Source organism: Rhodopseudomonas sp. B29 (assembly GCF_000333455.1).
GTDB lineage: Bacteria > Pseudomonadota > Alphaproteobacteria > Rhizobiales > Xanthobacteraceae > Rhodopseudomonas.
Genome location: NZ_BADD01000269.1, coordinates 1 through 11,957 on the forward strand (window position 1 = coordinate 1; position 11,957 = coordinate 11,957).

The 11,957-nt window shown below is 65.9% G+C and carries 7 protein-coding genes; 1 reads left to right on the forward strand and 6 read right to left on the reverse strand.

From position 1 onward, the window contains the following. The coding region (locus I5M_RS09875; protein WP_031335989.1) for a UbiD family decarboxylase at positions 1–655 on the reverse strand (655 nt) is incomplete at its 3' end. Positions 656–873: 218 nt separating this feature from the next. Between I5M_RS09875 and I5M_RS09880 the strand changes: the two genes are divergently transcribed. Next, on the forward strand, positions 874–2,697 hold the full coding sequence (locus I5M_RS09880; protein WP_022721253.1) for a LysR family transcriptional regulator: 1,824 nt from the start codon (positions 874–876) through the stop codon (positions 2,695–2,697). 111 nt (positions 2,698–2,808) lie between these two features. On the opposite strand, the gene I5M_RS09885 is transcribed toward I5M_RS09880, so the two are convergent. From I5M_RS09885 to I5M_RS09905, 5 genes are all read right to left on the reverse strand, one after another. Continuing rightward, complete coding sequence (locus tag I5M_RS09885; protein ID WP_022721254.1) at positions 2,809–4,455, reverse strand: urocanate hydratase; 1,647 nt, start codon at positions 4,453–4,455, stop codon at positions 2,809–2,811. Between the two features lie 8 nt (positions 4,456–4,463). Continuing rightward, on the reverse strand, positions 4,464–5,552 hold the full coding sequence (locus tag I5M_RS09890) for a DUF917 domain-containing protein (RefSeq protein WP_022721255.1): 1,089 nt from the start codon (positions 5,550–5,552) through the stop codon (positions 4,464–4,466). 12 nt (positions 5,553–5,564) lie between these two features. Then, a complete protein-coding gene (locus I5M_RS09895; protein WP_022721256.1) occupies positions 5,565–6,845 on the reverse strand; it encodes a Zn-dependent hydrolase in 1,281 nt (426 codons plus the stop codon). Between the two features lie 55 nt (positions 6,846–6,900). Beyond that, the gene (locus tag I5M_RS09900) at positions 6,901–8,268 is read right to left on the reverse strand and encodes a dihydroorotase family protein (RefSeq protein WP_022721257.1); all 1,368 of its coding nucleotides are present in this window, start codon (positions 8,266–8,268) and stop codon (positions 6,901–6,903) included. 704 nt (positions 8,269–8,972) lie between these two features. Further along, the coding region (locus tag I5M_RS09905) for a DUF3971 domain-containing protein (protein WP_022721258.1) at positions 8,973–11,957 on the reverse strand (2,985 nt) is incomplete at its 5' end.

The window sequence follows — 11,957 nt, forward strand, 5'->3', positions numbered from 1 at the left end:
TCGGCAACTCGTCGTCGCCCAGCCCGAGATACAGACACGACGCCAGCAGCACCGCCGGGTGGTTGCCGATGCACACCGCGATATCCAGCACCTCGCCGCGAGCGTGAGCGGCGCGCGCCAGCACCGCGAGGTGATGATTGGGGGCGATGCCGACGAATGCGCGATTGCCGCCGATCGGCATCAGCCGGGCAATCGACAGATTGGTCTGCCCAGTGACGCGATCAAGCGCGACGATCAGGCCGGCGGTGATGTAGTTGCCCTCTTCCTGTTCGAAGAAGCGCGGGATCGGCAGTTCGTCGGTCAGCGACGGATTGGCGATGGCGACATCCTGACACGGTGCGGCATCGACATTGCGGTGCGGCAGCGGCGCGTCGATGGCGGCAAGCAGGCGGGTCTGGATCTCTCCGACCTCGCAGCCGAGTCCGCGAGCGTAGCGCGGCAGCGCGTTGAGCAGATTGCCGACCACCGGAAGCTTCGCGCGCGTTTCGCTCTGCGGCGCGGCGAAGTACACCGCCGGGCCCGCATCCGCTTCCGCCAGGCACGCGGCGACACCAAATTCGAGCGCGACCGGTTCCGACACGGTCAGCATGTCGCCGCCAGGCTCGAGAGCCGCCAGGAAGGCGCGCATCGACTGCTGGTGTGGGGCGCGGCTCATGCCGTGAGGTGTCTCCGCATCGTTGCGCAAGCCGGATTATTTCGACAGATCGGCGGCTATGCCCTCCGCGATCCTGATCCCGACGGGCAATCCTATTCTGGGCGGTCGACAAATCCAGACATATCGGCGACGAATTGGATTATAGGAAAAACCGAAAGGGCAGCTGCTGCTGCCGGCAGCGATATCATTCTGCCATCGTTCGATTTGGTAGCACATTCATGATCGAATTTCGCGCACTCGCCTATTTCGTGACCGCTTGCCGCTCCGAGACTCTGGCGCGCGCGGCCGACGACCTCGGCATAGCGGTGTCGACCCTAAGCGGCGCGCTGAAGGCGCTGGAGCAGGATCTCGACGTCGTACTGTTCCGGCGCGCCGCGAGCGGCATCCACCCGACGCCGGCCGCGCGCCTGCTGCTGCGCGCCGCCGATCCGCTGCTCATCGCGGAGCGCTTTGCCCGGCGTTTGGCGACGCAACCCAACAAGGTTCAGCCGAGGGTGCTGAGTGTCGAACTCGAGCTCGGCTTCACCATCGGCGGCATCAGCCAGGCGATGCGCCGGGCAGTCGAGACGTTTGCGGCCGAACGGCCCGATGTGCTGGTCGATCCGGTCTGGAATGACGACAAGGATCACCCCGGCATCGGTCCGCTTGCCGCCGAATTGGCCGCGGTGCAGCGCGATATCGTTCACATCCGCCTCGGCCGCGACCCGGCCGCCCGCAAGAACGTACTGCTGCGCGACGAATGGGTTTTGACCTGCCGGCTGCCCGCGGCGACCCGCAAGCCGCCGGCCGCAGCCGATCTGCTCGGCGGCCGCATCATCGTTCCGGCTCTGGCGCCGGCCCTCGTCGAGCAGGCTGATCGTTACTTCCGCCAGACACGTGTCGCCGGCGTGCGCTTCCTGCCCGATCACCCCGGCGACCTGCCGCGGCTGATCGACGAGAATCCGGAAGCGGCGGTGTTCGTCCCGGCCAGCCTGGTGTCGCCGCGCCTCGGCCTGCACAATGTCGCGACCATCCCGGTCGATAGGGCGCCCCCGATGGTCGTCGTGGCCGATGCAGCCGGCAACGCGCTGACCACGACATTCATCAAGCATCTGCGCAGCGCGCTCGATCAGCCGAACAACGGCCGCCCGGAGCGGCCGGCGATGAGCCTGCGGCAGATCCATTACTTCGGCATGGTGCAGCGGCTGCGCCGCGTCTCTGCGGCGGCGCGGGCGATCAATATCAGCCAGCCGGCGCTGAGCGAGCAACTGCACAAGCTCGAAGGTGCGCTCGGCGGCGCACTGTTCGCACGCCGCGGCGACGGCGTGGTGCCGACCGACCGTGGCGAACGGTTTGCGCCCTTGGCGGCGTTGATGGAGACCCGTGCGCGCCAGCTCACCGAACTCGACGCGAACGCGGCCCCACAAAGCCGCCGCATCGCGCTCGGCATCCTGCCGTCGGTCAATCAGCACGGCTTCCTGCTCAACCGCGTCGCCGAAGCATTGATCGACTTGCAGCAACGGCGACCGGCGCTACGGCTGTCAATACAAGAAGCCTCCAACGCGGTGTTGCAGGACTGGGTGATGCGCGGCCTGATCGGCATCGCCATTGTCGAAACCGGATTGCCCCACATGCCGCGCCTGCCGCTCGGCTCGTCCGAACCGCTCGCCGCAATCGCGCACGTCGATCAGGATCCGTTGCCGCCGGGGCCGGTCACGCTCGCCGAGTTGCTCACGCATCCACTTGTGCTGCCGACGCAGCGCTCCGGCCTGCGCCGGCTGCTCGACGATGCGGCGGCCGAAAAGCGCCTCAAAGTATCAACGACCATCGAAGCTGACACGCTGCCGATGGCGGTGACGATGCTGGCGCGGCTGCCGATCTGCACCGTGCTGCCGGTGTCGGCGATCCGCCGCGAGATCGATAGCGGCGAACTGATCGCGCACCCGATCATCGACCCGCAGATCGCGCGGCGGCTTTACGTCATCTACTCGGGCGAGCGAGCGCTGACCCAGCCCGAACGCGACCTCGTCAACGCGCTGCGCAAGAAGCTGACGGGGGGATAATCTAAGACACTCCTTTCTCGTCATTGCGAGCGAAGCGAAGCAATCCAGCTCCGTGCACTGCGCTGGATTGCTTCGTCGCTTCGCTCCTCGCAATGACGAGGAGATGCGTCCTCAAGGCCGCAGATCAAAGTGCCGCAGGCCCTTCGCCTCGATCTCCTCGAACGACTCCTCGTACCCCGCGTCGGCGTAACGCATGACACCCAGGCTTGTATCGTTGGTCAGCGCCAGTTCGATGCGCTCGTCGGCCTCGCGCGAGCCGTCGGCGATGACGGTGACGCCGGCGCTGGTCATGTAACCGGAGTAACCGCCGCCGCCGGAATGGATCGCCACCAGGTCGGCCTGCGACGAACACATCGCCATCGCGTTGAGCAGCGGCCAGTCGGCGATGGCGTCGGAGCCGTCGCGCATTCGCTCGGTCATGATGTTGGGATGCGCCATCGCACCGGCATCGAGATGATCGCGCGTGAAGGCGATCGGGCCCGATAACTCACCGCGGCGGACCATGGCGTTGACGGCGAGTGCCAGCTGGGTGCGCTCGCCGTGGCCGAGCCAGGCGATGCGCGCCGGCAGTCCTTCGAACGGCACGTGCTGACGCGCCAGCGAGATCCAGTTCGCCAGGATGTGGTTGTCGGCGAAGGCCTGCAGCAAGTAATCGTCGATGCGGCGAATATCGTCGCGGTCGTCGGCCAGCGCGATCCAGCGGAACGGACCGATGGCGCGGGCGAACAGCGGCCTAAGATAAGCCTCGGTGAAGATCTGGATGTCGAACGCGTCGGCGACGCCGCCTTCCTTGGCCTGGGTGCGGATGAGGTTGCCGTTGTCGAACACCACCGCGCCGGCCTTCTTGAAACCGAGCATGGCGCGGACGTGACGCACGATGGTGGCGCGGCTTTCGCGCATCAGCGTCGATGCATCGTCGTCCCGCATCCGCCGCGCTTCGGCGAGGCTGCGACCGGAGGGGATGTAGCCGTAGACCAGATCGTGCGCCGAGGTCTGGTCGGTGACGACATCCGGGATGATGCCGCGCGCCAGCAGCGTCTCGTAGACGTCGGCGGCGTTGCCTTCGAGCCCGATCGAGGTGGCGCGGCCGTCGCGCTTGGCGGCCTCGACCATCGCCAGCGCATCGTCGAGGTCTTTCGCCTTCGCATCGAGGAAGCCGTTCGCGAGCCGCTTGGCGATGCGCTCCGGATCGATCTCGACACACAGGATCACCGCGCCGGCCATGCGGCCGGCCAGTGGCTGCGCGCCGCCCATACCACCGAGCCCGGCGGTAAGCACGAAGCGGCTCTTTAAACTGTTGCCGAAGTGGCGTTCGGCAATCCGCATGAAGATCTCGTAGGTGCCCTGAATGACGCCCTGCGAGCCGATGTATTGCCAGTCGCCGGCGGTCAGGCCGCCCCAGCAGATCAGATTGTCCTTCTGCCACTGGTAGAAGTTCTCGGCCTTGGCCCACTGCCCGACCATGTTGCAGTTGGCCATGATGACGATCGGCGCCTTGTCGTGCGTCTTGATCAGGCCGATCGGCTTGCCGGACTGCACGATCAGCGTCTCGTCGTCCGCCATCGTCTTCAGCGTCTCGACGATCTTGTCGTGCGACGGCCAGTCGCGCGCCGCCTTGCCGAGCGCCGCATAGACCACAAGGTTGGCCGGGTCTTCGCCGACCGCGAGGACGTTTTCCAAGAGCCGCAGCAATCCCTCCTGCCGCCAACCGCGGCAGCGCAGGTTGGTGCCGGAAGTCACCGTGAACGGCTTGGCCATGATGCGCCTCAGCCGAGTGCGTAGCTGGCGATCGGAATGCCGAGCGCGGCTTCGCACACCGGATACACCGACGGGTCCTTGACCGACGAGCTCAGCGGCAGATGCGCCTTGGCGATGTGGAACACCGACAGTTCGTCGCCTTCCTTGATGTGGCCGACACTGACCGGCTTGCCGTCTCGATCAAGCGTAGTGATCACGTCCGGGAAAGTGGCAAGCCGTTTGCCGTCGCCGTCTTCCACCGCCATGTATTCGTTCATGACGTGCAGCGCGAGGTCGCGGCCGGCGCAGCGGAGCGTGATGGTGCCGATGTCGAACGCCGCCTCGGTGTAGACCACCGCCTTCCTGGTCACCTTGCCGGTGCCGAGGATAGTGCCCGAGGTCGCACTGCAGATCGCCTTGATAACGGCCTCGCCGCCTTCGCTCTCGGCCGCCAGGATGGCGCGGCCGAGTTCGAGCGCGCGGGAGATGCCGCCGAGCGCCGCATTCTTCTTGACGTAGGACGCACGCACCGGATTGCGGCAACTGGCGATGAAGCCACCCGACATGTCGGCTGCCTTGCGCAGCACCGGTGAGATCTTCGCGGTCGCGCCGCGCACCACCAGCTCGATATACGAATTACTATTGCGATGGCCGCCGACCGCGACCTGAATGGTCGCTTCGGGACTGCCGGCCATGCCGATCGAGCCCATGTCGCCGGTCGGATGCGCACGGATATCGCCGACTGCGTCCACCACCTTGGTGCCGAGCATCGCCGAGGGCAGCCAGGCGTTCATCGTGCTCGACATGCCGTTCTGCCCGATCATCAGACCATAGATCGGGGCGCCGAGCGCATCCTGCATCATATCGACGGCTTTGACGTAGTCGACGCCGAGCATCTGCCATTCGGTGGTGCCGGCCGGCGCGCCGATCGCCGCGGCCGTGGCGATGAAGGCGTCATCGGGGACTTCATCCATTGAGACCAGTTCGGGCTGTCCGGCCAACACCGCGGCGGTGCCGAGCATGCGGCCGTGATCGGCCCAGCCGCCGCCGCCGGCAGCGAACACCGATCCGCCGCGGATCGCCGCTTCGACGTCCTGCATCCCGAGAATACGCCCCATCCTGGTCCCCTGTTACTTGGCGATTGCCCCAGCCCGACGCGGCAGCGACTTGTCCAGTGCTTTGAGTGCTTCCAGCATCACCGCCGCGCCGGCGGCCAGCTCGTCGCGCTCGGTCCATTCCTCGGGCGCGTGGCTCTTGCCGGCCTTGCTCGGCACGAACACCATCGCCGACGGGCAGATCCGACTCATGAATGCCGCATCGTGGCCGGCGCCGCTGGCGAGGTCCGTCGCTTTCAATCCGAGGCTGCGCGCCGCCGCGTGATAAGCGTCGCGCAGCACCGGCGCGCAGGCGACCGGCGGTCCATCCGACAATGTCGTGAAGGCGACGCGTTCGACCCTGGCGGCTGCGGCATGGGCAGCACTGTCTTTGTCGATCTCCTCCACGAACCGCGTGGTCATCGCCGGATCTGTAGTCCGCACGTCGATCACCATCCGGCAGCGGCCGGGCACCACGTTGGATGCGTTGGGTTCGACGACGAGGATGCCGACGGTGGCGACGAAGTAACCGCTGGTCTCGGAAGCCAGCCACTCGGCGCGTTGACGCACGGATGCCACTGTCTCACTCGCCGCCACCAACGCGTCGCGGCGCAGATGCAGCGGCGTGGTGCCGGCATGATCGGCGCCGCCTTCGAAGATCACTTCGATGCGGCGAATGCCGACGATCGACGTCACCACGCCGACATCGAGCGACTGGCTTTCCAACACGATGCCCTGCTCGATATGCAGCTCGAGGAACGCCGCGATGTCGCTGCGTTTGGCTTCGGCGAGCCGCGCGGGATCGCCGCCGATGCGCTTGATGGCGTCACCGAGCTTCTCGCCGCCGGGCTCGGTCAGTGCCAGCATCTTGTCGTCGAGCGCGCCGACGGCGGCGCGGCTGCCGACGCAGGACAGGCCGTATTCGCTCGGCTCTTCGGCGAGAAAGTCGATCACTTCGAGTGGATGGTCGAGCACGACACCGGCATCGTCGAGCGCGCGGACGATTTCGAGGCCGGTCACGACGCCGGCAATGCCGTCGAAGCGGCCGCCGGACGGCACGGTGTCGCTATGCGAGCCGATAGCAATGACGCCGAGCGACGGATCGCGGCCTTCGCGCCTGCCGATCAGATTGCCGCCGGCATCCATGCGGACGGTGAGTCCGGCCTGCTCGAACCGCTTCGCCACCCAGGCGCGGCCTTCGAGGAAGAGCTGCGTGAACGAGCGCCGCGTGTAGGGCTTCGCCGGGTCGGTGATGTCGGCGAGCGCCATGACATCGTCCCACAATCGGTCGGCATTGAGTGGGAGATTCGGTTTCACGGCTTCGCTCCATCACGCTGCGCTTCGGCAGCGTTATCGCGTCGCATCCGGCTCATCAATGCTTAGCCTGCACCGCCCATTCGGGCGGCCGCACGAAGCGGCCCGATCCCGGCTCGGCCAGCACCTTGCCGTCGGAAGCCACGCACTCGCCGCGCACGTAAGTGCCGACGGTGCGGAACGGCAATTCAATGCCCTCGTAGGGACTCCAGGTCACGAAGCAATTGCCGCTGGCCGCGGCCGAGTAACGATGCGGATCGCGGCGCATCAGCGTGATATCGGCATCGCGGCCGAGCGCCAGTGCGCCCTTCTGATGCGAGATGCGGAACAGCGCAGCCGGATTGTGCGCCAGCAGCCGCGCCGCGTGAGTGAGCGGCAGCTTGCGTTCGTCGAGCCCCTTCATCAGCAGCGAATACAGCACTTCGAGGCTCGGCACGCCCGACGCGTTCTTCAGCATGTTCGGATCGGTCTTGCGATCCTCCGACCAGCTGACATGGTCGGTCGACACGATGGTGACGTTGCCGGCGGCGAGATGATGCCACAGCGCCTCGACCTCGCGGCGCGGCCGCAGCGGCGGATTGATCTTGGCCTTGCCGCCGAGCCGGCGGACGTCGTTGTCCTCGTCGAGGATGAGATAGTGAATACAGGCTTCGATCGTCGAGTCGTGGCCCTGGGCGCGATACGACGCGGAGAGTTCATAGCCGCGGCCGATCGAGCAATGCACGATGTGCACCGGGCAACCGGCGGCGACTCCAAGCTCATAGACCTCGGCAGTCGCCAGCGCTTCGGTCACCGGCGGACGCGACTTGCCGTGCGCCGTGTAGTCGGTCGCGCCGCTCGCCTCGACCTCGGCGATGAAGGCGCGCACCATCTCGTCGTTCTCGTTGTGAATGCCCGACATCAGCCCGCGCCGGCCGACCGCGCAGAACGCCTTATACAACAGCTGCGGCGTGATCCGCGGAAACCGCTTCGGATGCGTGCCGAAGGTCGAGAACTTGAAAGCCGCCGCCCCGGCATCGACCAGTTCGTCGACCCGCGCGGGCCCTTCCTCAGGGTCGATGGTCGCATACAGGGCGAAATCGACGCGCGCCTGCGCACCGGCTTCTCTGACCTTGGTATTGAAACGCTCTGCCGTTGCGATCAGACAGCCGTCGTCATACGGCATGTCGACGATCGTGGTGACGCCGCCCGAGGCTGCGGTGCGGGTCGACCAAATGAAATCCTCTTGGCCGAGCTGACTGCGGCTGTGAACTTGTCCATCGATCGCACCAGGCATCACCAGATAGTCGGGCCCGCCATGGCTCTCGCCCGCAGGCGCCGGACCGGCGCCCACCGCTTGAACCTTGCCGTCGCCCACCAGCACGTAGCCATTGTCGATCATGCGATCTGGCAGCACCACCGTTCCGGTGAACACCTTGTCGACCATTCTGCTCCTCGCTCGGTCAGCTTCGGCACGATCCGCCAAATGCGACGGAGCGTGTACTCAGCCTAGACGACCAGCGATTTTTCGCCCAACTCGGTTTTGCCGAAGTTGCCGATAGGCAGACACGGGGGAAGGTGCGGCGCCGAGACGCGCTGGCCACACAGCTCGCCACGCTCGAATACACGGCGCGGGGCGGCGCACTGGCGAAGATGGGAGCGCTTACACTCCGGCAGCGCCGCGTTCGATCTATCTGATGACTGGAGCCTCTCGGCACATCGGGGAGCACAGCATTTCGCCTGTCGCGGCGCCAAGCTGGTCGGTCACCTTCCGCACCCTGGCCCGGCCCGAGCCGTCATCCGGCTTAGCTCATTCTGCTAAACTGGCCGTCAACCCGAAGTCGACTCGCATGGCGCGACGCAGCGGCAGCGCCGACCTCCTCCCGCTTCACAATAGGCGCGTGCCGCCTTGGCTGGCGTCGCACATGGCGGCCCTCACGGCGGCACGAGCCGTTGACGGGGCCCGGGAGGTGCACGCTGGTCATGATCGATCCCCGGATCTCTTCAGAAAAACTCCAGAACCCGACTAACCGTCTAATCCACTTCAGTGACGATGTCTGCTTCTGGTCCATTGCGACCTCGGTACGGCTTTCCAAGGAACGTCGCTCCCGGATAAAACCGGACCGCACCGGCGGCCTCTAAGTCCACCACCTAGTTCGGCGGCACCGGGAAATCGGTGTTGTTATTCTGCCGCCCGGTGTTGAACTCGAATATCTTGCGCAGAACGCCCGGCGCCATCGCGGAGATCGGGTTGACCCGCAGCACCGGTTTGCTCGGCGTGCCGACGACCTCGTAGGTGACCCCAATCAGACCCTCGTTGCTGCCGCCGCCGAGGAACAGGCCGACGATCGGGATCTGGCCGAACATGTTGTTCAGCCCGTACATCGGCACGAAGGTGCCGCTCATCCGCACTTGGTTGCCGGTGTAGTCGATCGAGCCCTCGATCGTCGCGCCGACTGTCGGCCCCTTGACCACGCCATCACGCACCGTGAGCTGACCGTTCTGCCGGCTGAATTCGGCGCGCAGGCGTGAAAACGCCAGCCCCGACGACTGGCCGTTCGGCGCGCTCGAGGCGACCTGCTCCAGCGCAGCCTCGCCCTTCACCGTGAAGTCGCGCACGTTGATCAGGCCTTCCTTCTCGCTCGGCTCGACGCCGGGAGGCTCGATGGCGAGCGCGAGGTGACCGCCGACCATTTTCGAATAGCTGTCGATGAAGCGGAAGAACGACCCGGCATCGGCGGTCTCGAGCAGGATGACCTCGCGCCCACCCTGATTGCGTCCGCGCAGATCGGCGGTGACCGGCGTGTCACGACCGAGTTTGCCGTTCATCGTCAGGCTGCGGATATTGCCGTTACGCCGCGACATCTTGAGATCCACGCCGCGCAGCGCTTCACCGTAGAAGCCGGCGACGGCGCCGAGCTTGACGTCGATGTCGAAGTCGACGGACTTCGACTTGGACTGCTTGGCATCGTTCGATGAGCCGGACATCGCCGACTTGATGAACCCGCGACCGTCGAACACGTCGCCGCGCATCACCACCCGTACTACACCGTCCTGGCCGCGGTCGGCCTTCAGTGTGGCCTTGTCGCCTTCGGACGGCGAATAGACGGGGAAATTGGCGCTGACCAGTTCGTTGTTCTGATCGACCTCGAGCGAACCCTTGATCAGCGTCCCACCGCCTTCGATCGAGATGTCGTCGAACCTTGTGCCCTGCGGTTTCTGCGTCACGGTAAAGGTGGCGCGGCCGGCCTTGCCCGGCGTTTTGCTCCAACCCGGCAGCAAATTGTCAAGCTTGAGCGAACTCAGGTCGGCGTCGATGCTGAGCTTGTTGTCTTGCTCATTATCACCGATCTTGCCGGTCAACTTTACCGGAATGGCGCCGCTCATAGCGGGGCCGAGGTCGATACCGAGCTTGGCGCGGGCGGCATCGTCGAGGGTCGCCGTCAACTTGACGTCGGCATCGCCTTGCGCCGGCTTGCGGAAATCGAGCGAGGCCGGCTGGCCGTTGATCTTGACGTCGCCCTTGATCTGATAGCCCTGATTGTTGGCGACGACCTTCAGGGTGTTGGCTTCGAGCTTTTGGCCCATCACGATCTTGTCGGCCGAAAAGCCGTTAAGGTCGGCGTTGATCGTGTAGGTCGTGTCGGCCTTGGTCAGTTCGCGCTGGATCGGCATCCCCATCATCACCTGAGCGCTGACGGTGCCCTTGCTGGTGTTCGGGTCGATCGGCAGTGCGGCGACGTCGTTGAGACGTCCGCTCGACAGCACCTCGGCGACGCCCTGCACCGGGCCATCGAGCTTGAACCTGATCCGCGACGGCGCCGGCTTCGGCGCCATGTCGGGAATCTCGAACAGGATATCCGACAGCGCGATCTTGCGGCCGCCGGGCGTATCGGCGCTGGCCTGGTTGATCGACACCGTCGCGGTGCGGCCGGTCACCCTCACCCGCATGTCGGCGTCGTGGACCTCGGGCATGCCGTCGACCGGATGGATCGTCGCGCCGGTGCCGATGATGTTCACCAGCAGGCCTTCATCGGGAATCGGCGGCCCGCGCCGCGACAGGTTCTTCAGCGGCGAGTTCACCGCGATGTCGATGGTCTGGATGGAGCCCGCCGAGATCCGCTCGTTCACCCATTCGCGGAGTTCGGGCACGATCAGGACGGGCCACATCCGCTTCAGCGCCGATACCGACATCGGCGTGCCGGCCAGACCGAGCGTCAGCCGCGGCTCGCCCGAATAATCGATGCCGCCGGAGCCGGCGACGCTGATCTCGCCGTTGCTGAAGTCGGCTTGCGACAGCACGATCCGCTGATGCGCGAGATCGAACCGTGCCCGCACAGCGATGCGGTTGAAGATCAGCGGGGCTTCCTTCTCCGTGCCCGGCAGCACGATGGTTCCGCCCGACAGCGATAGCCGCCAGTCCGGCGTGGCGCCGTTGGGTGGCTCGAGCGAGGCCAAGAGCGTAATACGATTGGGGCCGGCGATAATCTTGAACGGCGCCACCAGCACGCGGCGGTTCGCGTCCCACTCGAGATTGAGCTCGGCCTGGTCGATCGCCATCGGATAGTCCGGCGTATCGGCATCGATGATGGTGCCGGCGCCGGTGGTCAGCTTGCCACGCAAATAGGTCGGCACGCCGTCGCGTCCGATCTCACCCTTGAGATCACCGGTGATCGGAAAATCAGCGCTGTAGGTGAGGTTCTTCAGCCGCAGCGCGAGCAGAACGTTGCGGGTCGGGAGCTGGCTGGCATGCAGTTCGACGCTGCGCACGCCATCCCGCGCCGGACCGACCTGGACCCGCAACGCCCAGGCCTTGGGGCCTTCTTCGCCGACACTCAGGGCAACGCCACCGCCGCTCGGCCGCCTCAAGCTCAAGGTGATGTTTTCGAAATTCCAGCGGTTGCCGCGCTGCTCATCGTCGACCACGAGGTTGCCATTGCGCAGGCCGATCTCGTCGAGGTTCTGGCCGTCGAGCCCGGTCAGGCTGAGGCTGTCCAGCCAGTCGAGGCCTGCGAGCAGGCTCTTCATCGCGTCGGACGTATCTTCCGGTGTGGCGTCGACGCNGGTCGTCGGCGGTGTTCCCGGCACCGGATTTGCCGCGGGGTTCGTCGGCTGTCCGGGCAAAGCGACTTCGGT

What these genes read in the sequence shown, in the direction of transcription:
- I5M_RS09880 (WP_022721253.1), top strand. Translation starts at nt 874, where the DNA reads ATGATCGAATTTCGCGCACTCGCCTATTTCGTGACCGCTTGCCGCTCC.
- I5M_RS09885 (WP_022721254.1), bottom strand. Translation starts at nt 4,455, where the DNA reads ATGGCCAAGCCGTTCACGGTGACTTCCGGCACCAACCTGCGCTGCCGC.
- I5M_RS09890 (WP_022721255.1), bottom strand. Translation starts at nt 5,552, where the DNA reads ATGGGGCGTATTCTCGGGATGCAGGACGTCGAAGCGGCGATCCGCGGC.
- I5M_RS09900 (WP_022721257.1), bottom strand. Translation starts at nt 8,268, where the DNA reads ATGGTCGACAAGGTGTTCACCGGAACGGTGGTGCTGCCAGATCGCATG.